Consider the following 24,510-nt stretch of genomic DNA (forward strand, 5'->3'; position numbering starts at 1 on the left):
GCCAACTTATTTGCACCCGGCTGAATGCGGCCTGCTCCGCGCCCGTCATGCGGTCATCTCGAGTGCGTAGCCGTTCCAAAGATCAAAGGCATCGGATCGGGCGTGGCGGTACGATGTGGCGGTAAGACGATAGCGGCGGGGACGGAAGAACATGTTGATCTGGTCATGTGCGTCCAGAAATCTCTGAGCCTGTCCGGGTGACTTGAACCGCCCCATGAGTTTCTCTCGCTTGCGGGTAGGCCGATGGGATCCTTCGATCCGGTTGTTCAAGCCCTTGTGCGCCCGATGATCAGCATTCGCCACGAGGTTGCGGATCGGCCTGATGTAACTGCGCAGCTTGTCGGTGATCACGACCCGCGGCGCGCCAAACCGGTCGATCAGCCGCTTCAAGAACCGGCTGGCGGCCTTTGCATTACGTTGCTTTTGCACGAGAATGTCGAGCACATTCCCATTCGCGTCGACTGCCCGCCAAAGCCAGAACTTCACGCCATTGATCGGAACAACGACTTCATCCAAGTGCCATTTGTCACTGGCGCCCGGCCTGTCGCGCTTGATGCAATCGGCGAAATGGCGGCCAAACCGGTTCACCCAGTTCCGGACGGTTTCCCGGCTGACCATCACGCCGCGTTCGGCCAGCAGATCCTCGACATCTGCCGTGCTCAGCGCAAACCGATGGTAAGCCCAGACGGCATAGGAGATGATCTCGCGGGGAAAACGAAAGCCCTTCAGGCGTCGAATTGTCGGCACGGTTTTCATGATGACCGCCTATCCCGACGGAACCCCGTGATCAACTTGGCAATGCCTTTCGACTTGCTCTCGCTCCTCGCGGCCAAGCCATGTGTGCCGAGGCGTTCTGAGATCTTCTTGGCTTCGTCGATATTCTTGGGTGTGAACACCACGGTCACGCCGGCGTTGTCCATATAGGATTTTGCCCCCTCCTGGCCGTAGATATCCGCCAGCTGCGCCGGTGTCTGAAGGATGGTCAGCACCTTCAGCCCGTAGCCCGCGAAATACCCGATGCCGCGTTTGAAGCTGGGCAGCTCACCCACGGCCGCGAACTCATCCATGCACAATAGGACACGGTGTTTCAGCTCCGGATTGTGCTCGGGCAGCTCCTGCATGTTGGCGTCAACACAGCTCTGGAAGAAAAGGTTGAGCAGGGGCGCTAGGCGGCCGAGGTTGTTGGGGGTGATGCCGACATAGATGCTCATCGGCTTCCTGCGCAGATCGGCGAAGTTGAAATCAGATGCCGATGTTGTGCGGTCGAGCATCGGGTTTGCAAACAGTCCCAGGTTTGCGGTGATGGTGGACTTCACGCTTTCAAAGGTTGCCTCGCTCTTGGACAGGAAGTCGTTGAGCGTGGAGACGGTTTGCTGCGACAGGGGCGTTCCCGATGCGGCCCGGTCCTCGATCCTCTTTTTGAATGTCTTGACGAATTGATCCGTGAGGGTGAGCTGCCGGTAGATTTCGCCGAGGGTGAACGGCAGCTCGGGCGTTTCGGCCAGATAGCCGCCGACGCCGACAAAGGCGGTTTGGGCGGCGCGGTCGAAGAACGGGTCTTTGGATTGCACAGGAATGAACAGGTCAGCCAGACGCTGGAGATCATCGATCTGGTAACCGGTGCCCCGGCGCACGGCGGACAGCGGGTTCCAGCGGTGCGTGCGGCCGTTCGGCTCCAAGGGGTCGAACATGAACACCTCCTGGCCGCCTGCTTTCCGGAAGCCTGCAGTGAGGGTCCAGTTCTCTTTCTTGATATCGAGGATGACCGCCGATTCCGGCCAGTTCAGCAGGTTGGGGATCACAACACCCACGCCCTTGCCTGAGCGGGTCGGGGCATAGAGCATCATATGCTCCGGCCCGCCATAGCGCAGAAGATTGCTGGCTGTCAGATGACCGGTCCTGGCCACTTTTACCTTGCCGTTGTTTTCATCGACCCTCCCGAAACGGTCAACGGGCTTGCCGTAGTTCGGCGAGGGCAGGGGGCCTGTGAACCCTGCAATCAGCCCCTGTTTTGCCCGCAGGCCTGCACGTCTGATATCTGCGGCCTTGGCGAATGCGGCGCTGCCGTGCAGGTCAGGCTTCGGCTGAGACTTGAGAATCCCGGCGATGATCAGAGCTGCTGGTGCCAGGGCCGCATAGCCGGCCAGTTTCAACCATTTCGCGGTATGCGCGGGCTGGCCGCCTGCCAGTGCTAACTCGGGATAGATCAGCAGATCCTGAGGCAAAGAAACCGGGATCTTGAGCCCCCACTGCAGCACCAGCGCAGAGGCCGCGAGGCCGCCGAGGACGGCAAGACCCGTCCCTGCAGCCACCGCGGCCATGCGGGTGCCGGTGCCCATGCGGGGCCAGTTCTGGACGATCATTCCGCCCCTCCCTTGGCCTGCTTCAAGGAGGGGTCATAGAAAATCTCGGTAATGCGCCGTCCCTGCGGGGTTTTCCTGATCTGCACCACCACATCGACCATCTGGAAAAGCATGTCCTTGATCTCGCCGCGCTTGAGGTCGCGCCCGGCTTCGCTTTCCTTCACCAGCAGAGCCAGCTGCTCGAAGGCGAGCTGTGCGGAATCCGCGTGGATAGTAGTGATCGATCCTGCGTGGCCTGTGTTCACATTGCGCAGATAGTAGAAGGCCGCGGCGTCGCGCAGCTCCTGCAGGAAGATCCGGTCTGGCCGCATCCGCAGGGCGCTTTCCAGGAGGTCACGTGCGGACACATTGGCTTCGCCCTGGCCGCCTTTCGAATAAATCAGTCGCACCACATTGGGCTGCGGCAGTTCGAGCTCCACGGTGTCCTCGATCGTGATCAGCCGTTCATGCTCGGGGATCAGCGGGATCAGTGCCTTGGAAAAGGTTGTTTTGCCGGAGCCGGTGGCGCCGGAAATCAGGATGTTTTTCTTGGCGGTGACGGCCTTCTTCAGAAAGGGGAGCCAGGCTTGGTCCCTGTGCAGCTGCATTAGCTCTCTGCTGTCCCCATCGGGCGTATCTGCATCGGCTGTGACGTCATCGAACATTCCCAGCCCGGCCAGCTCTTCCAGTGTAAAGCTGCGCTGAGCCGGTTTCCTGATCGTGATGCTGACAGTGCCTGCGGGCACCGCAGGCGGCACCACAATCTGGATCCGCTCGCCACACGGCAGCGAGCCGGACAGAAGCGGATTGGTTTCGTTGATCTCCTGGCGGGCGTAGGAGCCGATGGCACGCACCATGCTCATGAGGAAGTCGAATGTCATCTGAGGTAGGTCGTAGGTCTCCCAGTCGGAATAGGCCTCGACGAAGACACGGCCAGGGCCGTTGACGCATATCTCAATAACATCCGGCCGGTCGAGGAAGCTGTTGAGCGGCTCTAGATAGGCCGCGAGTGCCACTGGCACCCGATTTACCGTTCCGATGGGACAGGGATCTGTCATGGCAGTCACCGCAGCTTGTAGACAGAGGAAAAGTCCAGGTCGCGGGCAACCATCACGGCAACCTCCTCGCCTTGGTTCTTCCGCAGGATCACCGGCACGTTGATGGTGTTTTCCAGCTCGGTTTCGGCCAGCCTGCTGGCACCGTTGCTTGTGCTCTCATATTCGCCATCCTCATCATGGCGGTTTGCCGCAATCGCCAGGGCGTCATCAATGACCGACAGCATCATGGTGCCGCCGAAACGGGTCCAGAATTGGGTATCCACATCACCGTCAAATCCGCTGCGGCCGAGGGTATCGGTGGCGGGAGACGCCAGGCTGACGGTGACACCATTGGGGGTTTCTGCCCGGGTCCACACCACGAACAGGCGCCGGTTCCCCCGCTTCAAGCCGCCCTGGTATTCGCCAATGATCCGGGTTCCCCGTTCCAGCAGAACAACCGCGCCGGTGGTGGAGAATATGTCGTCGGTCACGGTGCAGCGGACCATGCCGGGGTTGCTGGAATCCATTGCCGTATCAAGCGCGCAGCGGATCATTGTTCCCTGGGTGATGGTCAAATGCGGATTATCGAGAAGCTTGGCTTTGGCGGGCGAGGGCGCCCCGGTGAGCAGCGAAGACGCAAAGCCGCTCAAGTCTCCACCTGCACCGTCGGCGGCACTGCCGAACAGGCCGCCGGGGCTGCCCGCTGCCGCGTCCGCGTTGGCTGCTGCGGTGCCGCGGGGACCTGAGTAGGCCAGGAGCGGGGCCCGCTTCGAGCTTTCGTAGATCAGGTCTGCCTCGCTGGGCGGGGCAGGGCGACGCTCTTCCTCGGCTCTGGCCTGTTCGATAGGACCGAGCGGCTTCACCGGCTCAGACGGAACCGGTGCCGGCAGGACAACAGGTGCCGGATCCGGAAGATCGGCGGGCTGGAAGCTGCCGCTGGAGCGGATCCGCGTGAAGCTCAGCTGCGTTTCCGGCTCCTCCGGCACCTCGTCGCTGGGCCATTGCGCGTAGGCGGCGATACCAAGGAAGGTGATACCCGCCAGCACCAAAAGCTTCTTCCGGGTTTCGCCATCCAGCCCGCCGGTCTTTTCTGCGGTTACGGAGGAGATGCCGCGCTCTTCGGGGATCGCGCTTTCGGTCCCGGCATCAAGTGGGTTCTTGTCGTCAGCCATGATTATTCCCCGATGATTTCGCGCCGCACGGAGCGGGAAATTGTGCCGGTGCCTGTGCCGCTGCGGCCATCGCCGGGCCCCATGTTGTAAATCTCCGTGACTTGGTTTCCGAGGCGCAGGCGCAGTTCCGGCGCAACGTCGTGGACGATGATCTGGTTTTTCCGGACGGTTGTGTTTGCGGTACGCTCTCGCCCGTTTTCGACGATGAAAACCGAAGGCAGTCGGGTGCGGCGCTTGAACGACAGCACGGTCATTTCGCCATTGTCATAGGCGCTGGCGGGCTGCAGGTCGCGGGAGCCGGCGGCCAGGTAGCGCCAGTTCTTTGTGCCGGTGGTTGCCACTGCATCGGCAAGCCGGGCTGCTGCAGCCTGTTCTTGCGCGCGGGCTTTGTGTTCGGCAGCTTCCGTACGCCTGCGTTCCGCCTCGTCGCGGGGGTAGGTGTAGCGGATCTGGAAATAGACATCCCGCATGTTGTGCATGATTTCGCCGTCGCGGGTGATCAGCTCCATGGAATAGGTGCGCGTTGTGCCATCCGCCCGCATGGTGGCGACCTGGAGATTGGTTGGAGGATTGGCCTCACGCGCCTTGAGGTAGAGGATGTTCCCCCGCGGCTGGACTTCCCAGGCAATCGTGTCGCCGCCCGCCACATCAATGATCTCCTCGCTCTGGGCAAAGACGATCTGAACCGTGGTACGGATGGTGCCGATCACGCGCACAACATCCCATTCGTTATAGCGCACCGAGCGCACGCGGCTGTCTGACCGTGAAGGATCGGGAATTTCCAGTGCCGCCGCCGGACCCGCGGCGACCAGCAGGACACTGGCCAGAAGGGCTGCTTTCAGTCTCATTCCACCACCTCCGGATCGGCACGGTAGTTATTGGCGATGAAGCCCAGCGGGTTGATCAGCCGGTCTTCGGAGCTGATTTCGGCACGCGGGTCGAAATCAAAATTGATGGTGGCCACCCAATGGCTGCGGGTTCGGAGGTCTTCCCGTTCGTTGATTTCAGTGCGGTAGAAGCGCACCTGGGCCAGCCCGTCCCCGAGGAAGGCAATCGAGCGGATCTTGATCTCGGCCTTGGTGTCTTTGCCGTAGGTGTACTGCGGGCTTTGCGGGTTGCTGGCGTTGTAATAGGCAGAGAATTCCTGCTGCGTTTCCGGCGAGGACAGAAGCGAGACCTCTTGAAAAATTGCCTCCCGTTCTGCGTAGGTGTAGCCCTCCCGGGTCCGCACGTAGCGGGCAAGGAAATAGCGCGATACGGCCTCGTCATAGGTCTGCCCGCCGTCTTTCAGTGCAGTCATGACCTCCGGCACGCCGCTGGCCTCGTCCACGCGGATCACAAAGGGCGTGACCTCTTTCAGAGGCGCCAACGCGGCTACTGCAGTGACGGCCGCCAGGGCCAGCACGCTCGCACCGCCCGCGATGATCCAGGCCACCCGCTTTGACCGTTCTGCGGCAATGCGCAGGTCAAAATCAAAGGACCGCGCCTCGCTCAGGTATTTCTGGAATTCTTTGTCGTGTGCATCCTTCATGATCAGCTCCCGCGGCTATCCTGATCGGCGGGATTTGCGAGGCCGATTTCCTTCTGCTTCTGGAGTACGGCCTCCTGGTAGTTCCATTTCGTGGGGTTCAGCGGGCGCACCATGCTTCCCCTGACATCGGGCAGAGGAGTCACCGGGGTGCAAGCGGTGGCGCCAAGCGCCGCCGCCAGAACAAAAAGCTTTTTCATGTAATACCTGGTATTTAAGGGTGGTGAGACCGGATTTTCTAGCCTCAGGTTCTGGTTGCGGAGCCGCTATGCGTGCTGTTTCCGCCGCCGCTGGAGCCGCCGAGGAGTTTCCGCTCAACAACCCGTTGCAGCGCGCCGGTAGAGGCACCGGTGCCAGCGGTCAGCGCCGAGGCTATGGACGGCAGGAGGAAGAAGAACAGCATGCCGCAAGTGAGTGCTACTGCGTAGTTCATCATTGCAGTGAGCGCATCAACTCCAGAGGTTTTGGTGATAACCTTTGCAAGAAAATCTACGATGATGGTCATGACAACAACCACCAGCAACTTAAGGACTGCGAAGTTCACTGTTTGGCCGAGCCAGGAGAAAAACCATCCTCGAGATACATCGAATAGTGCAAAGCAGATGAACAGAGGGCCGATCGCCGCCATGATCGCCAGCCCGAAGTGCGTGATGACGGCTACAAACAGTGCAACTGCTGAAAAAATGGCGCCATAGGCCATTATGACCAGGTTCTGGATGGATCCAGTGATGCTGCCGGAAATACCGCTTCCTGCTTCTTCCTCAGCCCGGACCCCTAGATCTGTGACGTGCGCCATTACACTGTCGGCCGGATTATTTCCCGTGCCCCCAGTTATGCCAGTTACAAATGCCGGTGTGTCAGTCAGGATTGTGTTCGAAACCCAGCTCGAGTAGCCGCCTGCACCACTAACCAAGGACCAAATGATGGCGAGTTTTATCCCGCGCGCCAAGAAATCCATCACTGGCTCCTGAATCATACCGCGCATGATCGCAAAACCATAAAGCACAATATACAAGGTCATGGCTGCGGCCAGAGGTGCTGCCAACGCGCCTGACATTTTGCCGGCAATCGTGTTGGTCGTGTCCGCGATGCTGCTGGTAAACTGGGAAAAGAACCAATCCCACATAACTATTCTCCGTAAAGTCTTTTGGCAGTTTCCAACCTCTTGATCCGCCGAGCTTTTGCAGCCGCTTCTGTTGCGTTTCGGCAATTGGCATCTACACCTGACCGATCTTGTACTTCGCAAGCTTCGATCATCGTGGCCCGTTCATGTTCGTTTTCCAGGAAGTATTCGATCGTGTGGTTTTCCTCCTCGTTGCACGCGGCAAGAAAAAGCAGAGAAAGGAAAGTCGCCGCTCGAAGATTCATCACTTATTCTCCATAGAGATTTTTCGCGTTTTCAAGGCGTTGCACCCGCAGTTTGGCCCGGTATTCGTGCTGGCGCTGTTCTTCGACTTGCATCTGCGCCTCCTGCAGCATGGCGAGGCCTTGGATGCGGTTGGTGTCGTTCTGCAGCATGGCCTGCTCGACCGAGAGGCGGGCGTTCAGGGCATTGATCTCCTTCTGAGTTTCCGCCCGGCCGATTTCCATGCGCAGCTTTTCCAGCCCGGATAACCGGTCGTCAGCTACCTGCAGAATGCGGTCTCCCATAGCGGCATTCCGGGCACTCTGGCCTTTAATGCGCTCTAGTTCTTTCCGGTAGAAATCCTCGGCGGAGATGTCCGCGCCAATCAGAGAGGCATGATCGTAGACATCCCGCGCGGCCCCGGCCAGTTCACCCAAATCGTCAAGATCGACATCAAAGGCGCTGGCAATCCGCATGGCATCGGCGCCCAGCAACTCCCGGACTTTGGGATCATTGAGCGCCTCGGCGATATCATCCATGCTGGTCAGGCCGTTCACAGAGTCATAGAGACGTCTGGCCTCTTCAAGCTCCTGTGCCATCTGCGCCAGCTCCTTAGCGAACTGCGCCTTGGCGTTGGCGATGGCTGTAGCATCGACAACTGGGACACCTGCGGCATGCGCGCCTGTGCATGATAGGGTCAGAGCGAGTGCGGATGTGAGTAGGAGTTTTTTCATTTCATCTCCTTTCGTCTTTGAAACAGCAGGGGAAGCCAGTGTGCTGGATCCGGGTTATCAGCCCGCAGCTCACGCATGATTTCATTGGTGGCGGTGCGGCCTGACAGAACAGTCAGGACGTCATCAAGCCCGGTCAGATCCAGATCGCAGACCACCGAGTTTCCGCCCTGTTTCACCAGGAAGTGTCCCCGCGGCAGCTCGTTCCGGATGATGTCGAATTCCCGCTCAGACAGCCCGAATCCGTCAATAAGGTCGGCCCGGCTGGCCTTGTCCGAGCCGAAGAAGATCAGGTTGGCACATTGCTCAATCACGGTCCGGGCGATCGGGCTGGCAAGCACGTCTGAGGGGGACTGGGTGCCGGCCACGATAATGCCGTTCTGCTTCCGGATCACCTTCAGTTTGTCCCGCACAAAGGAGACGAAATAGGGGTCCGACAGCGCTTTCCAGAATTCATCGATAAAGATTGCGATGCGCTGGCCGTTGATCAGCTGCTCGACCCTGTACATTAGGTACATCATGATCGGATTGCGGATTTCAGGGTCATCCAGGAAAGCGGTGATATCAAATCCAGCCAGGCTGGCTCCGAAATCGATTAAGTCCGCCTGGTTGTCGAAGATCCAGCCGAACTGGCCAGTTTCGCACCAGCGGTCCAGCCGGTTGCCGATATCCCCGGCGCCCCGGCCGAAGCCCAGCAGTTCTTTCAGCGTCGAGACCGAGCGCTGTCCGCGTGGCAGGGTGGCCAGAGAGGCAACTGCAGTTTCGATACGCTTCTGGTCTTCGGCGGAGAAACGGCAGCTGTCGTCGCCGCCGCTCAGCATGCTTTTCACCAGCGAGACAAGAAACGGCGCGGTTTCCGGCGTCGCGTCGATCGCCATGAAGGGGGCACAGCCCGTTGGCTGCCCGGGCTGGAAGCCGAGGTAGCTTCCGCCCAAGGCGCGCACGAAGATCTCGCAGCCGTAATCCTTGTCAAAGAGGATGCCCTTGGCGCCAAACTTTCCCAGCTGGGACAGCATGAAGGTCTGGAAAACGGTCTTGCCCGAGCCGGAGGGGCCGCAGATAAGCGCATGCCCCAGGTCTTCGACATGGAAGTTGAAATAGAAAGGTGTGCCCGCGGTGGAGCGCAGCTTAGCGATGGCGCTGCCCCATTCGTTGCCGCTCCGGTGCCCGGCCGGGAAGTTGTGCAAGGGGGCCATTGCCGTGAAATTCCGGCTGGTGACCAGGGCAGGGCGGATGCGGAACGGGTGATTGCCGGGAAGCTGCGACCAGAAGGCGCTTTCAAGGCCCAGGTCTTCCCGGCCCGAGACAGCGCCGGATTCCGCCAGCAGGTTCTTGGCGTCTGCCACGTGGTTTTTCAGGGTTCTTGCGTCGCTGGCAAAGACAGCCAGGCTCAAGTTGTGCTCGCCCATGACGAAGTGACCTGACATGAGCTCATCGCGGGCGCTGACCAGCTGGTCCGCCTGGGACAGCGCCGGATCCTTGGAATTTCGCATCCGGCCTTCTTTGAGCGACATGGCACGGAGGGCTTCATGCTTGGCCACGCAGCGGAAGGATTGGGTCAGCACGTATTGAAACGGGGCCGTCAGCAGGTTGTCGAACATATTGGGGCGGGTGACGGCGTGGTACTCCTTCACCCCGAACATGGCGCCATAGGTGGAAGCGGCCGGGTGCCGGATTTCGAACGCTTCCCGGCCGAAAATCACCCGGTCGGTGTAGATCGCATTGCCGATGGTGCCCATGACAACAGGGACGGGCTCATTGTGGCCGGTGATGAGCTGTCGCAGCACACTGGCAGGCTGGGAGATCAGCAGGCCTCTGCTGTTGCGCTCGACAGCCAGCCGCCGGGGCTTGAACCGGCTCAGGTTGCTGAGGAGCTGCAGGGTTTTGTCATCCAGTTCGCCAAGCAGATCCTTGTCCACCTCGATCTGGCTGGTCCGGGCGCGGCGGACACCTTTCGCCAGCTTGGCGCCGGGCAGCTCCCGCGGCTGCATGTAGACCGTCAGGTAAATGTCGTTCCGGAAGAGTGTCTTGCGCTCAAGCGTTTCGCGGTAGGAGGCATCGATCCATTTGCTCGTCTCAGACGAGAAGCCGCCGTCGGGGTAGTCGTCATCTGCCGTTCGGATCACGTGCACGTAGAGCATCACATTGTCATCGGCGATGTTGCGCAGCGCATGATTGAGGCTGTTGTGCAGGGTGTTGATCCGCTGCCGGTCAGCGGTTTCAAAGGAGACGCCGTCCAGTTTGAGCATCTGGAATGCGCCGCGGCCGCGCGTGATAATGGTGTGCTCATCGGAGTGCCGGATGTACGGCAGGTAGCGGTCTGCGGTCAGCTCCGCTTTAATTTTCTTGGTAAAACCCATCAATCAATTTCCTCAATCCTGTAGTCCCGCTTGAGGCGCAGAGCCGAGGACGAAGAACCGCCCCAGAACCGGTGATTGAGGCAGCGTGCGCCAGTGTCGAACCAGCGGAACAGAATGCGGAAGGCGTTCTGGTCGCGCTGCACGATGAACCGTGACATGGCGAGAAAAGGGAGAGCCAGGAGCAGGTAGAAAATCGAGTCCGCAGCAATCATTGCCAGGCCCGCGGCCCCGCAGGAGATCGCAAAGGCTTCCATAGGAATGCCCCAGATCATCGCCGGGCGTGTCAGCGCCAGGAACAGTGGATCCTCGTTGATCTTTTCCATGTCCATATGGCCTCCCTTTTCCGTTCCGGCTGCTTAGGCGGTGATCATCGACAGCACATCGGTCGAGGCGTAGATCAGTACGATGCCGCCCACGACCCAGCCTGCCCGCCGCAGGTCGACGAAGTTGAAGAGCCAGCCGACGCCCACCAGCATAAGCCCGATGAGGGCCAGCGGCTGTTTGGCGTTGTTGAACTCATCGACGATGTTGTTGAAGAAATCCGTGAACCCCGCAGCCGCGGCCGGCTGTGCGGCCAGGGTCAGGATGGCGGCCATGACTATGGGCGCCGCAAAGTTGCGGCGTTTCGCGAAATCGGTTCGCATGAGGGTCTCCTTTATTGAAATACAAGCGATGCGGATGTTCCGGAGCTTCCGAACACATCCCAGCGTGTTGCCGCATCCGCGGCAACTGCTGTTACGGGGGGGCGATCTGCAGAATGTTGACGGCCTGTCCCGTTCCCGCCCAGCACGCGCGCCACATAGCCGTTTGTGAAACCGCGTGTGAACGAGCCGGTGTTGTAGGCCGAGAGGGCTTTCCCCAGCGCATCCTCTCTGGATGCGCCTGCCTTCCGCGCGCGCTCATACCCGTCGCGCAGAACCTTGGCAGAGGCTTCAAGGTTCTTGCAGGGATCAAAGACGGTTTCCGGGGTGAGCCCCAGCCAGGCGAGGTTGGCGCTGTTAACCTGGCCGAGGCCCATGTCGATGGACTCGCCCCTAGAGATCATCTCGCGCGACACTGCGGCCGCCTCGGCAGCGCTGGCCGGGGCATAGCTCCGGCGGTCCGGGCCATTCACACCGATGGCGAACGGGTTGAATCCGCTCTCTGACCGGACAATTTTCTCCAGAATATGGAGCGCGACGCCCGGAGCGCAGTTTTCGGCAATGGCTTCAAATGCCTGACGGCTGAGCTTTCCGGCTGAGGCGGGAGCGGCTGACGCCACTCCTAGTATAGCAGCGAACAAGAATGCCGATGGGCGCCCTTTAGCTGCCGCCGGTGCTTTCTTGACCGCTGTCGTCCGGGATCGGGATGAACAAGCCGTTGGCGCCGGGGTTGTTCCGGATGTGGAAGGCCAGCAATGCATCCGCTGTTTTGAAAACCCGCGGGCCGCCGGTCTTCGAGGAGGTGACAATCTCCTCATGGCCGTCAGGAGAGATGGCCCACAGTTCCCACTGCCAGCCTTTTGGTGTGTTAATGGGGCGGTATTCAACCCGGCCGCCCTTCTTGAAAAATGAAGGAAGTGCATCGCTGGTAACTACTGGTCGGTTAATTCGCATCTATCCTCACCTGCCGAAATACGATGACAGGTGCAGTTAGCTTTGAATCACATTCCACTCCAAGAGGAAAGCGCTAAATACAAAAAAGCGCAAAAAGATAAAAGGCGTAAGTGGCGAAAGCGCGAATCCGCTAAACGTGCCATTTTTGGAAAATCAGGTGGACGCAGGCATCGTCCGTCGGGTAACGCTCCGCCAGCCAACGTGTATTAGAGCGTTTGGACATTCTTGAGTTGAGTAACATGATTTTGGATCGCGCAAATGATTTACAGGACACGTAAAACGGTAGCGGCCGGGCTGCTAGCAGCTTCAGCGGTAATAGGCGGAATTTCGCGCACGGAAGCGGCGCCCATCGACTGCGCGATTTTGCTCTGCCTTTCAGGCGGTTGGCCGGCCTCGGCAGAGTGCGGCGAGGCGCGTGCAGAGTTCATCCGCCGGATCACACCATTTCCGATTGAACCGCCTTTGCAGATCTGGCGTTGCCCGATGGGAGCGTCCTATGGCCCCGGACAATCGGCCAGCCCCGCACAGCGTCTCTATGACGCCGCATTCAGCGATAGTCTGAACCCTGCAGGGATACTGCCGCAACTGGGAACGGTGGACCTGGCATCAGTCACGATTGGCAAGCCTCGCGTCGAGCTGTTTCCGGCGGTCCTCAGCCAGCTGAAGCACGATGGAGCACCTCCAACCGGGATGCTGGAGCCGGCTGGAGACTATTCCACGGAAAACGGGCGTGCCGACATCGACATTAGCGATCCCGCATTTGATTTTGTCCGCTCCATCCGCGTCTACCATGTGAAGTTCGAAGCGCGGAGGGAGAAGGATTATTGCGGGGAGATCGACAGCACCCAGGTCGGCACCTACGGCGTTCAGGGCGGCTTTTCCTGGCATGGCTACGGCGCGCGCGGTGTGCCAAGCTATGTGATGCCAACCGTCAAGGGATGCCCGGAAGGCGGCCGCATCCGGGCGGTTGGTGTCGAGTGGAAGGACTACGAGGGCAATTCCGGGTCGGAGCTCGTCTATTACTAAGACCTGTGCCGTTGAAAGGTCGAGCCTCAATGATTGCGGCACATTCCAGACCGTGGGTCTCCGAGGTTCGCCGGACATCAGCCGGGCTTAATCGGCTTTTAAGCACGGAAGCGAGGGGAGGGAAGAGTGAGCATTCGGTTCCTGATGTCGGCCGTCCTTGCAGCGGTGCCGGGAAACCTGGCTGCGCAAGCCTGTGTCGAACCGGTGCGGCCGGAACTGGCCTATCTGGAAGATGCCGGGTTCACCGGTGCCGAATTGCGGGAGCAATACCGCCTCTACTTTGCGGACGTGGAGGTCTACCTGAATTGCCTGAATGCCAGTTCCGGCCGGATCCGTGAGGAGGCCAGGGCTGCGGCTTATGATTACGAGCAGGTTTTGAATCGGCACCCGCACGTGCCAAGCGCGGAAACCGATGGCGAGTACAGTGCTCCAGAGGTCAGCATGCGCGAAAGCGGTGAGCTCTACCTGTCTTACAAGCCCGGATCCGGGGAGGGAGACCGGGAATGATACTCTAGGGAGCCACGGCCAATTGGTGTCTGGTTTCGTGCTGTTCTGCTGAGGTTGTCCTTTTTGTGCTGCCGGTGCTGGAGTGGGTTGTTTCGCGCAGGCAGCCGCTTGCGGCGTACTAGCCCTCAAGGGCAGTCGCCGGTTGCAATCCGCTCAGGCGCTCGTAGACGGCCTCGCTGATGGCTTCAATTACATCGGTTGGGAAACCCGCCGGCATGGACTCTGCAGCTGTTTCGAGCGCCTTTGCAGCATGCGCCCTCGGGGATCGCGCCTATTTGACAAGGGAGACCGGATCTTCCGCAGCCGTCCTCGCAGGCACAGTCAGTGTGAAGGCCCTGAGGTTCTGGTGCATATCCAGGATTTGTTTCGCCTGACGGCTTGAGGTGAGAACATGGCCTTCCGCCTTGCCCCCTCAGGCTGCGCTTTGTGCCGGTAATGCGATATCCGCAAGTGTTGTCTGATTCAGATCCTCTAGGAATACCGCTTCAGCCTGGCGCAGCCTGGCTTTCAAGCGGCAGCGTCCATCTATCGTGCAATCGCCTCCGTCGGCGCCAAAGCATTCAACCAGCGCCTGTCCTTGTTCGAGCAGCTCAACAATTTCACCAAGACGGATGTTTTCAGCAGGCATGCACAAGAAGGCGCCGCCACCGGCACCGCGCCGGGTTTCAACAATCCCAGCGCGCGCCAGCCGCTGCATGATTTTCGTCAGGTGATTTCGGGAAAGGCCGAACTCCTCAGCCAGATCGGCAGTCGAAAACCCTTGCTCTGGCTGGCTCGCCATCCTCATCAGCATTCGAAGTCCGTAGTCCGTGAAAGATGTTAGGCGCATGCGGGGTTCCCTTCGGCTCTAATAAGTATTTACTGTACCAATTAAGGTGCTTAGGCTCAATGAGTGAAGCAGGCCAGCCAAGTCTATGCCGCCACATCACTCGGACGTGTTATGTGCCGCAGGCAGTGGTTCCGCCGGTGAACCATCGGCGCTGACTGATTTGAAAAACCCGCAATTGAGTGGAGCGGCTTACCTTGGGCGCCAATTCCACTGTTTGCGCCAAAGGGAGCATAGTCGAATGAGCGGCCAGAAAATTGACAATCCACTGCACGCTCCGGTTTGCAAGTTGCTGGGATGTGACCACCCGGTCCTCCTGGCTGGCATGGGCGGCGTATCCCGCTGGGAACTTGCTGCCGCCGTCTCCCAAGCCGGCGGCTTTGGCATGCTTGGAATGGTGCGCGAAAGCCCGGACCTGATCACCGAAGAAGTCACAAAACTCAGGGCCGCAACTGACCGTCCCTTTGCGGTGAATGTCATCCCCGCAGCCACCGAGCCTGGATTGCTTGATGCCCAGATCAGCTGCTGCCTGGAACTCGGTGTTCCGGCCTTCACATTCTTTTGGGATGTCGTGCCCGATGCCGTTCTCCGGGTGAAGGCGGCAGGCTGCCTCGTCTTGCACCAGGTCGGCACAGTTGAGGCCGCCGGCGCGGCAGAGGCGGCCGGCGCGGATGTGATCATCGCGCAAGGGATCGAGGCAGGCGGTCATGTCCATGGCCGCCGCCCGGTCCGCGACCTTACCGAAGCAATTCTGGAAGCCGTGTCAGTACCAGTGGTTGCCTCAGGGGGTCTTTCTTCCGGCGAAGATCTGGCCCGGTTTCTGTCAATTGGCGCCTCCGGCATACAATGCGGGACCGCCTTCCTAGCCACAGATGAATCCTTTGCTCACCCCTACCACAAGGAACGCGTCGCAGCCTCCACCGGCGGCGATACTGTCCTGACCGATGTCTTCGTCTTGAACTGGCCAATGGGGGCGGCGGTGCGTGTGCTGGAAAACAGCGTGACCAAAGCACTCAGCGGCACCTACCTGGGCCACGATCCGGATGCCCTGCCGCGCGAGGCGATCGCCTGGGACGGATCCCAGCCGCGCCTGCGGTTCAGCACGGATTCTCCTCTGCGGACAACAACTGGAGACCTTGAGGCAATGGCTCTGTTTGCAGGACAAGGCGCGGGGGCCATCAGCCGGATTGTACCGGCAGCAAGCCGTATCGGGGATATTGTCAACGAAGCAGAGCAGATCCTCGGATACTCCCTTTCGCACCGCAGCGGAGCAGGACTATGAGCCGAAGTTCTGATGGTCCGCCCGATCAGAAACAATACGCTTCCTCACCCTGCATGGCTGCGGAGGCCGGACATTACGACCCGCAGGCGGTTTCTCCGCAGCAGACTGCTGACGTTGCCCGCTGGCGCAAGGCAGAACGGAACCGGCTGCGGGCGGAGCGCTTGGCATTGCCGGTTGCTATCCGTCAGTCCGCTGGAGAAGCGCTGGCCGGACATCTGCGCGAATTGATCCGGAACCGGTTCTCCGGCGCAAACGGGCGTGTTATCTCCTTCTACTGGCCGATCAAGGGCGAACCCGATCTGCGCCCCCTAATGGCAGAGATGCACGCACAGGGCGCCGCCATTACCCTGCCGATTGTCGAGACCAAGGCTGCGCCGCTGGTTTTCCGGCTGTGGACACCAGATACTCAGCTGGTGCGCGGCGACTGGAGCATACCGGTTCCGCCGCCCAGTTCGCCCGAGCTCATTCCCGGAATTGTCCTTGCGCCGCTGGTGGGCTGGGCTTCTGGAGGTTTCCGGCTGGGTTATGGTGGCGGATATTTCGACCGGACCCTCGCTGCAATGTTGCCGCGCCCCTATTCAATTGGCATTGGCTTGGAAAGCGCACAGCTTCCTACAATCTTCCCGCAACCGCACGACATTCCTTTGGATGCTATCCTGACCGAAGGCGGCGAAAGGTACGCAAAAGTAGGTGCGTAACGAACGCCAGCACGCGGATTGGTGCCAGACGGCTGGCTGAAACCCTGGCACCGGAATGTTGCCTACGCAGACAGATGGATCTCGTTCGAAGCGCACTCACAATTGGCGGGCTGACTTCACTGCTATTGTTTTGAGCGACCTGCCGCCATCTGAGGCTTGACTTAAGCCCATCGCACAAATAGGTATTTTGGATACCGATTAAGGGAATAGCGATTTCAGCTTTTGCCGAAGCTGTCCATCAAGGACATGGCCGCACTGGCGCAATTGCCCTGCTTCCCTTCAACGATCCAAAGGAGAGCGTGATGTTCCGCGTTGTTTCACTTATCGCATGTCTCATTTCACCTGCAGCGGTATTCGCCGCCTCATCCTGTGAGGAGGTCAGAGAGCTGGCAGATACAGTGATGTTCACTCGGCAATACATGCCAGTCGAAATGCAGAGTCAGATGATTGCCGTTGGAGGCCCGGAACGTGTGCTTATTGCCCAGCAACTAATTCAAGAGGCATACGGCTGGCCGAAAGTACCTTCCACTCAATGGAACGCTGCCGCCGACCAATTCGCAGAGCTTGCGGAATTAGAATGCCGGAAGTCTGGCCGGGATCAGTGACAGGCCCTAGCTGACCTTAGTCACATCCGTCACGAACTCACTCTATGCGGGACAAAGTGAAAATTGGCTGCAGCTGCTAGGTTTGGGCTCTGAAAAGTTCACACGGTGCGGACCAACCCGACATTCGCCGATGCCAATCAGTTACATAACTGCCCGCTGGAGGATTGAGGATCACCCTCGACAGCGCGCCGTATTTCTGGCGATTGCGGCAATCAGGTCCGTCCGAGTGACAATGCCGACGATCTTTCCATATTCGAGCACGGGGACAGCATCGGTGTCCCCGTCCGCCATCATTGGGAGCAGCACACCGATCGGAGTGTTTGTGCTAGCGCGGGGTACAGCTGCGCTCATGATATCCCCTGCAGTCATCTGCTTTTGCCATTCACGGTCCAGAAGGCGCCGCAGCGCGGCCCCAAAGCCTCGCTTCAGGCGCAGCGCGTCCGATCGGGCCTGGTTGATGAGATGCATCTGGAAAATGATCCCCTTAAACGCCTTATCAGTCCCCACGACAGGCAATGATGTAAACCGATGCTGTTGAAACAAGTCCGCGATCTCGCCGAGGGAGGTTTTCAAGCCGACGGTGATGAGGTTGCGGGACATAATATCCTGTGCAGTCAGGGGGCCAGAAGACTGAGCTGCGGCCTGAAGTTCTGCTGCGCCGATCAGCCGTGCGAGATCCTCGACACCGAGATTGAAGGACTGGCTGTAACGTTCAAGAATACCAGTCAGCTCTTGCTCGGAGAGTCCGAGCCGTTCTGTCGGGTTGCGGTCTTCTGTTGCATGCTTACCAGGATCATCGAATTGCCGGAACGGGTAGTGCCGTCCGGTGAGCCTTGCATAAAGGGTTGCAAGCACCACGAGAGTTGCCGTTCCGACAGCTATGGGTGCAAGCGTGAACCAGAACCCCAGTTGTGCGATGGCGTCCGGGGACATGGCGGCAGTCATCGCGACCGCACCTGCCGGAGGATGAACGGCGCGGCACAGGATTGTTGCGGTGATCGCAAGGCCCACCGCCAGGGCGATCCGGAGCGTCTGATCCGGCACCAGAAGGCAAACGGCCACGCCCACGAAGGCAGCAACGGTATTACCGACAATCGCCGACCAAGGTTGCGCCAGAGGGCTGTTTGGTACTGCGAAGAGGAGGACGGCGGACGCCCCGAATGGAGCTACGAGATAGAGGCCCAATTCTGGGTCGATCTGAGGAGACAAAAGAAAAAGTCCGGTTAACCCCAAACCGATGAGGGCACCAAGCCCGGCACGCATGGCTTCAGCGCCTGAGACGCGGGCGACAGCGGGGCCAAGTGAATTCAGATTGAGCAAATGGGCGCCTCCGAGTGAGATATGCGCAAAATTTCATCAGTTTGTGAAAGGTTCAACCTGTCATCTAATTGAGATACCGCTGCAGTCGTCGTCGGCAGTCCCAGTTGGTCGCGAGCGGCGGCCTGCCTGGCGCCGGCACCTTGCGGAGATGCAGTGCTTGGATCACCGCCATAGAGAAACCCAGACGGTTGTTAGGCTTGGTGTGAAGTTTGCAGGCAGCCCGAAGCAACCGTCTGAACCCGAAGTGATCGCAGAGCTGCTCAGAGGGCGAAGCATCTGGGGAGCCATTTGAAAGCTGCCGGTCCGCAGGCGGTGGAACCCAAGGGTGATGCTGCGGGATCACGGCGGACCTCGGACATACGGTACCGCGTCAGCCAATTCCTAGCCGTTTCAGCATTGTCTTGCGGCAGGCGCCAGACACTGTAGCGTGGCCGGGGCATGCCGCTGCTGAATAGGGACTTGAATGACCGATACCTGCATCTTTTGCCAGATTGCCCGTGCGGAAGTGCACGCACACAAGCTCATCGAGGATGACCTCGTTCTTGCGTTTCTCGATCTTCACCCGATCCGCGAAGGCCACGCCCTGATCATTCCCAAGCAGCACCATCCCTGGTTCGAGGACCTGCCGGAATCCACCGCATTACGGATCATGTCTACGGGGCAGCAGTTGGCACGCGCGATGAAGCGTGAATGGGGCGCAGAGCGCGTCTCGTTCTTCTACACCGGCATCCACGTTCCGCACGCCCATGCCCATGTTGTGCCTATGTTTCACCGCCATGATGTCACCTCGGCGCGGTATCTCGAAGACGGCTTTGAGGAATTTTCTTTGCCCCCGAGCCCCGGCGGTGCGACGCTTGCCCTTACGGCCGACCGCATCCGCGCCCGCCTGGCAGAGACTTGCTGAATGGAAAACCCCAGCCACAGCTTGGCGGTGGCAGCCCCAAACGTGATTCATAGGTGGACGTATATGCACCCCGCCTGATTGCAACGCCCGATCTGGTCGGGTTCGAGTTTCGCAATTGTGGACGTATATCCGGCTTCTTTGAGCGGCCCGATACTTCGTCGCCGCGAGCTCCGATGGATTTCCGCGTGCTTCCTCCTCAATGCCCCCGAGGCATCGGCAGGCGCCGTGCCGATCCACACATGACGCAGCAAGCTGCCGGAGCTCGTTTTCATATGTCCGGCCACATGACCCAGTATGCCTATGAAAACAACTCCGAAATGTGGATAGCCGAGTGGCTGGTTTCTCCTGAAGTCGCTGACCTCAGGAAAATTTCTAGCGCAGACAGGATCAACATGCCAGCCCCGGCACCGCCCCACACTTTCTCATGTTAGAACCCGTGCCCTTGGCCTTCCGGGTCGATAAAGATCGATGTCAGTGAGCTCTTTGCCGAGCAGTAGACGGGATTCAGAAAGGAAAAGGAACCGCCCTTCGCCGTATGTGCAGTCCAGGTCGCCCCGTGCGGCAGCGAAGTGCAAGAAGCGTCCATTGCAAACTTGGCCGTTTGACGCAACCGACCGAGGTTTAATGCTGCGGCGCAGTCGGCAGTTCCTGCCGTTCGCTGCGACTGCGAAGCTTTGAAACTGGTGAACTTACACATTGCGGGACCAACCGGACCTCTGCATCCGCAGCGGATGCACATGCAGAAAGTTCAAGTTGATGAGGATGCCTGCACCAACTGTAATTTTGCAATGCAGCGAACTTCCTCATTCCGGTCGTTCGTTTGTGCTAATCTCGTCAGATTTCAAGCCGCCCGTTCGCTGCGGTCAGCATCAATAATCGACAAGCTGGACCAACCCAACTTTTCCCAAGCCGCTCAAACGCACGTCTTCTGCCCAGTGCGCCAGGCGTCCTCCTCCAAGGACGGGAAAAACCTACGTTGAATTCGGGCAAAGTTCATGGAGCGATACCGGGCTGGCAATGCCTTTCAACTTGCGCGTCCCGATGTGTGAAGAATTTCCTGGAGAAAACCGCGTTACGAATGCCTCTGTGGCAAGGTATACGACGCCGAATGCGCGGGTTTCCTCAAGACATCGGGCGGCCACATTCACCGCATCGCCGATAATGGTGAAATCCAGACGCTCACTCGCCCCAATATTGCCGTAGAGAACTTCGCCGAAATGCAAGCAGAGCCCGTGTTGCAGGGATTTCTCACCTCTTTTCCTATGCGCGGAATTCAGCATGCTGAGTCTCTGACTGATGGCGGCGATTGCTTCCTGCGGCCGCGGCTCAGGCGATCCGGCTATGTTAACAGGAAAGAAGGCTAGAACAGCGTCGCCGATAAATTTCAGTATATGGTCGCCATTCTCTTCAATCGGAGCGACAAGACAGTCGAAATAGCTGTTCAGCAGGCTGACCGTCTCCGCCGGTTTCAAGCGCGCGGAAAGGCTGCTGAAGTCATGAAGATCCGCAAACAGCACGACAGCCTCGACCAGTTGACCTTCGCCGAGGCGGATCTCGCCGCGCATGACCTGGCTGCCGGCGTGCCGGCCCAGGTAGGTCTGCAGTGCGGTGTCGAGATTTTCAACGGCAACAAACCGCTCCAGCAGCGCGGCCAGGAGATCTGCCAGCCGACGGAACCCAACCAGGCTGCATTCCGAAAATCCACCTGGTTGGCGCGTTGCAATCGACAGTGTGTTGATTATGCCGCCGCTGAAGCGCAACGGGATAATGAGATAGTCGGTGAAACCGTCAAGCCGAAGCTCTTCATAGAGATTGCAATGCGACGGCGGGGCGTTTTGGAGATCTGAAACATGTAACTCCGTACCCGCGGTATGAACGTGATGATCCGGAGAGGAGCGGTATCCCTGCCTGTTCTTAAGCCCATGCGGCCATTCGATAACGCGCACCCGACCGTCCTTGGCTAGCCACAGGTAAGTGCGTGCCCGAAAGTCCGGATGCAGCGGCTGCACGCTCACAAACAGGCGTTCTACCCGCAATGGCGCCGCTGACAGAATTTGCCCGAACTTTCGGATAGCTGCCTGGGCGTCCTCTGAACTGGCGCCGTGTTCGGCTAGGCACAGTGCTAGCTGGCCGGTGTCACACCCGTTATCATCAGGTGGTTTTGGTGTATGTCGGCAGTTCATGTCAGTCATGGTCCCATGTCAGGAAGCCCGTTAGCGCGTTCAGATAGTCTCCAGGGATCAAGCGAGCGGCCTATTCGCGATACACAGCGCGTATAGGATGAGTGAACTCACTGTGCAGCCCCCTCGGCCGGGGCTTGAAGGAATGGCCGGAAGATCGCAGCCCCGAGGCGCACACCTTGAGCCAGCGAAAGATCGAACCCCCGCGCACAGGGCAGTTGGGAGCGTTTCCAGGCATCGAGGTGATCGGGGCTGCAGAACAGCAGCATCGACTTGCACTGGGTGTCAGCCGCACAGGCCCCGACGTCCTTTACGCCAGTCCAGACCCGAGGATCGGGCTTGGAAGCATGGTCGAGCGTGAGACCATCGGCGAATACTCCCAAGCTGACACGAGCCCGGCAAGTTGGGCACAGACAGGTGACTTCGGCTGGTTCGCGGGCCATGGCCGAGGTGCCCAGTGCATCGACGGCACAGATCGCATAGACCTTCACCCCGCCCACGCGCACCAGGAAATCGGTTGGACGGGTTGAAAACGGATAAGCCAAGGCAATCTCTCCGCCGCGCACATGCACAAGATCGCGCCGTCCCAGATCGGCAAGCGATTCAGCGGAAAATTGGGAAATTGGAGGCGGAGCGCCATCAGCCAGAAACGCCTGCAGGATCGCTTGATGAGCTTGCCGCGTCGCAGGCGAAAGCCCGCCCCAACGCGCAGCCAGCCGGGCGTTGGTCATGAGTGCGGACAGCGCTTCCAAGACTTCTGGGTCCGAGAGGGTCGAAGTGTCCGGGAGATAGGTTTCAGCGGGCTTTGCCATCAATCTCACTTTCCTTTGGGTGAACTGCATGGGCCTGACCCCACTTCCGTTCCTGCAGTACTGACGGCGTGGTTCGAAGAGTAAGACAAGCATGTCATCGATTGCTGGCTGACTGCCTCTGGAGGTCGGATAGCATCGCAACTGCGGAGTTCGTTCCGGCGCGCACCGGTATTCTGCGATGGTGAAGCGGCGCTGCTAGAAAGCACACGCCACAACAGCCAGCCAACTGCCAAAACCAAGAAGAGAACGCCTCCAAGTTTGACAGCGGGGTCGGCCACCAGTGACAGGAACCCGCCAAGCGAAAATGCGCCGGTGGCCAGCAGGAGCCCGCCACAGCAGACGAGTTTGAGCGCGAGCAACGCAGCTAACGGGCCTGTTCTGCCATCATCCTTCATCATGGCTCCTTTTGATTGCTCAGAGATACTTGCCCCTGCGCTCCGTGACAGCGATGACACCCAAGGCGCCAATTCCGATCATTGCACCAAGCCATTTCCACCCCTGGCTTCCGAGGTCCACAACCCCATACCCGTGTGTCAGCACAACCAGCGCCATCGCCAGAAAGTATGGCCCGGTCCAGAAGCAATGACGCCGCCCGCCGCGGCGCGCGTTCCAGAGGCAGGCCGTCCCCATCCAGACGAGAGCCCCGGCCCAGACCCATGTCTTGACCGGATGCGCACTGCCGAACGCGGCAAACATTGCTACTGCGGGAGCCCCCCAGCCTAACAGCACGCCATGGCAGCTGGAGAGAAGATCCGTGGTGTGCCCGCGTCTCACGTCGTCACCCAGCACAGCAACTGAGTTTCGCCACATCCTTGTCGAAGGTCTGTGCCGCCAGTTTCAGCCCCTCGACCGTGGTCAGATAGGGAAAGAGCGTCTCGCCGAGCGCCTTGGTGGTCATGCCGAACTTGAGCGCCATTGCCAGCGTCTGGATCGTGTCGGAACCCTCGGGTGCTGCGATCTGACCACCCAGCAGACGGTCGGTCTTGGCATCCGCCACCAGCTTGATCACGCCGCGGGTATCGCGTGCTGCCGCGGCGCGCGGAACGTTGTCGAGCGTTATCACGCTGGTCTTGACCTCGTGCCCAGCCGCTTTTGCCTCGGCCTCCGAGAGACCGGCGCCAGCCACTTGCGGGTCGGTGAAAACCACCCAGGGCATCGCGGCATTGTCATAGCGCATTGGCTCCAGTCCCAGAGCGTTGTTGATCGCCACCTTGGCGCCATAGGCCGCCATGTAGACGAATTGGTCGCGGTCAGTGACATCGCCTGCCGCCCAGACGCCCTTCCGAGTGGTGGCCATGTCCGGGCCGACCTTGATCGACCCGCGCGCATCGGTTTCGATGCCCAGTTCTGCCAGTCCAAGTCCGTCGGCGTTGGCCACCCGGCCGGTGGTCACAACAAACCGTTCCGCCGTCAGTGCCTCGGTCTTGCCATCGCGTTCGATGGTCAGGGTGACACCGCCCGGGCCTTGCGCGACAGAGGTGTAAGCCAAGTTGGTTTCGACCGCGATGCCTTCCGCCTTCAGCGCCTCGGTCAGCGCCTCGACTACCTCCGGTTCGGCGCCGGGCAAAAGGCGTGAACGGGTGACAAGCGTGACCTTCACCCCGAGCCTTGACGCCAGCTGCGCCAGTTCGCAGCCGATATAGCCCCCACCCAGCACCATGATGCTGGCAGGACGCGCGGACAGGGTCAGAAGGCCAGTAGAGTCCAGCACGTCCACCTCAGCGAGGCCTTGGATTTCCGGCAGTTGAGGGCGGGACCCGGTGGCGATCAGGACGCGGGGAGCGGAAAGCAAACGGCTGCCCGCTTGAACCCCGCCCTCGACGATACGTGCGGCACCTTCTTCAATGTAAGTCACATTGTCATAGGCGGGCAGCAGATCGAGATACTTCTTCTGCCGCATTTCGACGACCAGATCGGTCGTGCCTTTCACCACCGCGCCCCAGTCGACTCCGTGGGTGCAGGACTCGACGCCTGGGAACCGTGCAGCCGATGTGCCGCCATGAACTGCTTCGGCGGCGCGGATCATCGCCTTCGACGGTACGCAACCGACGTTCACGCAGGTGCCGCCGATCGTACCGTGTCCTACAAGGGCCACTCGCTTGCCAGCCTCGGCCGCGGTGATCGAGGCGGAGAAACCTGCCGAGCCCGCACCCATCACGATCAGGTCAAATGCGTTGCCATCAGTACCTGCCGGACCGCAACAATCATGGGTTTCAACCTTTTGCTCCATCATCATCTTC

General features: G+C 59.7%; 27 protein-coding genes. 6 read left to right on the forward strand and 21 right to left on the reverse strand.

Annotated features, from left to right (window positions below; all coding sequences use genetic code 11):
• Nucleotides 1-45: 45 nt before the first annotated feature.
• Genes ACXAED_RS24080 through ACXAED_RS24150 form a run of 15 tightly spaced genes read right to left on the reverse strand, consistent with a single transcriptional unit; the run spans nt 46 to nt 12,110 of the window.
• A complete protein-coding gene (locus ACXAED_RS24080) occupies nt 46-756 on the reverse strand; it encodes an IS6 family transposase (RefSeq protein WP_008335478.1) in 711 nt (236 codons plus the stop codon).
• Nucleotides 753-2,363, reverse strand: coding sequence for a type IV secretory system conjugative DNA transfer family protein (locus ACXAED_RS24085; RefSeq protein WP_475054226.1), 1,611 nt, complete (start codon nt 2,361-2,363; stop codon nt 753-755). Before ACXAED_RS24085 ends, ACXAED_RS24080 begins: the two co-directional genes overlap by 4 nt.
• Nucleotides 2,360-3,400: a P-type DNA transfer ATPase VirB11 gene (gene virB11, locus ACXAED_RS24090; RefSeq protein ID WP_475054228.1), complete on the reverse strand. Its 1,041-nt coding sequence runs from the start codon at nt 3,398-3,400 to the stop codon at nt 2,360-2,362. The genes ACXAED_RS24085 and virB11 overlap by 4 nt, the downstream gene beginning before the upstream one ends.
• 5 nt (nt 3,401-3,405) lie before the next feature.
• Nucleotides 3,406-4,551 (reverse strand): type IV secretion system protein VirB10, encoded by a 1,146-nt coding sequence (gene virB10 / locus ACXAED_RS24095; protein ID WP_475054230.1) that lies wholly within the window; start codon nt 4,549-4,551, stop codon nt 3,406-3,408.
• A 2-nt stretch (nt 4,552-4,553) separates the two neighbouring features.
• Nucleotides 4,554-5,399, reverse strand: a complete 846-nt coding sequence (gene virB9, locus ACXAED_RS24100; protein WP_475054232.1) for a P-type conjugative transfer protein VirB9 — start codon at nt 5,397-5,399, stop codon at nt 4,554-4,556.
• Nucleotides 5,396-6,082, reverse strand: a complete 687-nt coding sequence (locus ACXAED_RS24105) for a VirB8 family type IV secretion system protein (protein ID WP_475054235.1) — start codon at nt 6,080-6,082, stop codon at nt 5,396-5,398. The genes virB9 and ACXAED_RS24105 overlap by 4 nt, the downstream gene beginning before the upstream one ends.
• 2 nt (nt 6,083-6,084) lie before the next feature.
• Nucleotides 6,085-6,279: a hypothetical protein gene (locus tag ACXAED_RS24110; protein ID WP_475054237.1), complete on the reverse strand. Its 195-nt coding sequence runs from the start codon at nt 6,277-6,279 to the stop codon at nt 6,085-6,087.
• Nucleotides 6,280-6,323: 44 nt separating this feature from the next.
• Nucleotides 6,324-7,205: a TrbL/VirB6 family protein gene (locus ACXAED_RS24115; protein ID WP_475054239.1), complete on the reverse strand. Its 882-nt coding sequence runs from the start codon at nt 7,203-7,205 to the stop codon at nt 6,324-6,326.
• Nucleotides 7,206-7,207: 2 nt separating this feature from the next.
• Nucleotides 7,208-7,447 (reverse strand): EexN family lipoprotein, encoded by a 240-nt coding sequence (locus ACXAED_RS24120; RefSeq protein WP_475054241.1) that lies wholly within the window; start codon nt 7,445-7,447, stop codon nt 7,208-7,210.
• Nucleotides 7,448-7,450: 3 nt separating this feature from the next.
• Nucleotides 7,451-8,158: a P-type DNA transfer protein VirB5 gene (virB5, locus tag ACXAED_RS24125; protein WP_475054243.1), complete on the reverse strand. Its 708-nt coding sequence runs from the start codon at nt 8,156-8,158 to the stop codon at nt 7,451-7,453.
• Nucleotides 8,155-10,515 (reverse strand): VirB4 family type IV secretion/conjugal transfer ATPase, encoded by a 2,361-nt coding sequence (locus ACXAED_RS24130; protein WP_475054246.1) that lies wholly within the window; start codon nt 10,513-10,515, stop codon nt 8,155-8,157. Before ACXAED_RS24130 ends, virB5 begins: the two co-directional genes overlap by 4 nt.
• Nucleotides 10,515-10,844 (reverse strand): VirB3 family type IV secretion system protein, encoded by a 330-nt coding sequence (locus ACXAED_RS24135; RefSeq protein WP_475054248.1) that lies wholly within the window; start codon nt 10,842-10,844, stop codon nt 10,515-10,517. The genes ACXAED_RS24130 and ACXAED_RS24135 overlap by 1 nt, the downstream gene beginning before the upstream one ends.
• Nucleotides 10,845-10,871: 27 nt before the next feature.
• The gene (locus ACXAED_RS24140; RefSeq protein ID WP_065269219.1) at nt 10,872-11,159 is read right to left on the reverse strand and encodes a TrbC/VirB2 family protein; all 288 of its coding nucleotides are present in this window, start codon (nt 11,157-11,159) and stop codon (nt 10,872-10,874) included.
• Nucleotides 11,160-11,170: 11 nt separating this feature from the next.
• A complete protein-coding gene (locus tag ACXAED_RS24145; protein ID WP_475054360.1) occupies nt 11,171-11,917 on the reverse strand; it encodes a lytic transglycosylase domain-containing protein in 747 nt (248 codons plus the stop codon).
• The gene (locus tag ACXAED_RS24150) at nt 11,817-12,110 is read right to left on the reverse strand and encodes a hypothetical protein (protein ID WP_027233668.1); all 294 of its coding nucleotides are present in this window, start codon (nt 12,108-12,110) and stop codon (nt 11,817-11,819) included. Before ACXAED_RS24150 ends, ACXAED_RS24145 begins: the two co-directional genes overlap by 101 nt.
• Before the next feature lie 483 nt (nt 12,111-12,593).
• Here ACXAED_RS24150 and ACXAED_RS24155 point away from each other — a divergent pair, with 483 nt between their 5' ends.
• Both ACXAED_RS24155 and ACXAED_RS24160 read left to right on the forward strand, forming a co-directional pair.
• Nucleotides 12,594-13,136, forward strand: a complete 543-nt coding sequence (locus tag ACXAED_RS24155) for a hypothetical protein (protein WP_475054251.1) — start codon at nt 12,594-12,596, stop codon at nt 13,134-13,136.
• Nucleotides 13,137-13,262: 126 nt separating this feature from the next.
• Nucleotides 13,263-13,643: a hypothetical protein gene (locus tag ACXAED_RS24160; protein ID WP_475054253.1), complete on the forward strand. Its 381-nt coding sequence runs from the start codon at nt 13,263-13,265 to the stop codon at nt 13,641-13,643.
• A 412-nt stretch (nt 13,644-14,055) separates the two neighbouring features.
• On the opposite strand, the gene ACXAED_RS24165 is transcribed toward ACXAED_RS24160, so the two are convergent.
• Nucleotides 14,056-14,472: an RrF2 family transcriptional regulator gene (locus ACXAED_RS24165; RefSeq protein ID WP_475054255.1), complete on the reverse strand. Its 417-nt coding sequence runs from the start codon at nt 14,470-14,472 to the stop codon at nt 14,056-14,058.
• A gap of 238 nt (nt 14,473-14,710) precedes the next feature.
• Between ACXAED_RS24165 and ACXAED_RS24170 the strand changes: the two genes are divergently transcribed.
• From ACXAED_RS24170 to ACXAED_RS24180, 3 genes are all read left to right on the forward strand, one after another.
• Nucleotides 14,711-15,751, forward strand: a complete 1,041-nt coding sequence (locus ACXAED_RS24170; protein WP_475054257.1) for an NAD(P)H-dependent flavin oxidoreductase — start codon at nt 14,711-14,713, stop codon at nt 15,749-15,751.
• Between the two features lie 53 nt (nt 15,752-15,804).
• Nucleotides 15,805-16,449: a 5-formyltetrahydrofolate cyclo-ligase gene (locus ACXAED_RS24175; RefSeq protein ID WP_475054089.1), complete on the forward strand. Its 645-nt coding sequence runs from the start codon at nt 15,805-15,807 to the stop codon at nt 16,447-16,449.
• 302 nt (nt 16,450-16,751) lie between these two features.
• The gene (locus tag ACXAED_RS24180) at nt 16,752-17,054 is read left to right on the forward strand and encodes a hypothetical protein (protein ID WP_475054092.1); all 303 of its coding nucleotides are present in this window, start codon (nt 16,752-16,754) and stop codon (nt 17,052-17,054) included.
• A 171-nt stretch (nt 17,055-17,225) separates the two neighbouring features.
• Here ACXAED_RS24180 and ACXAED_RS24185 read toward each other — a convergent pair whose 3' ends face one another.
• Nucleotides 17,226-18,374, reverse strand: coding sequence for an HPP family protein (locus ACXAED_RS24185; protein WP_475054259.1), 1,149 nt, complete (start codon nt 18,372-18,374; stop codon nt 17,226-17,228).
• Between the two features lie 463 nt (nt 18,375-18,837).
• Between ACXAED_RS24185 and ACXAED_RS24190 the strand changes: the two genes are divergently transcribed.
• Nucleotides 18,838-19,278 carry an HIT family protein gene (locus ACXAED_RS24190; protein ID WP_475054262.1) on the forward strand — a complete coding sequence of 147 codons (441 nt, stop codon included), beginning with the start codon at nt 18,838-18,840 and terminating at the stop codon, nt 19,276-19,278.
• A 971-nt stretch (nt 19,279-20,249) separates the two neighbouring features.
• On the opposite strand, the gene ACXAED_RS24195 is transcribed toward ACXAED_RS24190, so the two are convergent.
• From ACXAED_RS24195 to merA, 4 genes are all read right to left on the reverse strand, one after another.
• A complete protein-coding gene (locus ACXAED_RS24195; RefSeq protein ID WP_475054264.1) occupies nt 20,250-21,470 on the reverse strand; it encodes an adenylate/guanylate cyclase domain-containing protein in 1,221 nt (406 codons plus the stop codon).
• Between the two features lie 98 nt (nt 21,471-21,568).
• Nucleotides 21,569-22,300, reverse strand: coding sequence for an organomercurial lyase (gene merB, locus ACXAED_RS24200; protein ID WP_475054266.1), 732 nt, complete (start codon nt 22,298-22,300; stop codon nt 21,569-21,571).
• A 384-nt stretch (nt 22,301-22,684) separates the two neighbouring features.
• Complete coding sequence (locus ACXAED_RS24205; protein ID WP_475054269.1) at nt 22,685-22,966, reverse strand: hypothetical protein; 282 nt, start codon at nt 22,964-22,966, stop codon at nt 22,685-22,687.
• An 82-nt stretch (nt 22,967-23,048) separates the two neighbouring features.
• A complete protein-coding gene (gene merA, locus ACXAED_RS24210) occupies nt 23,049-24,500 on the reverse strand; it encodes a mercury(II) reductase (protein ID WP_475054361.1) in 1,452 nt (483 codons plus the stop codon).
• Between the last annotated feature and the right edge of the window lie 10 nt (nt 24,501-24,510).

The organism is Leisingera sp. ABM4_103, from assembly GCF_056158685.1.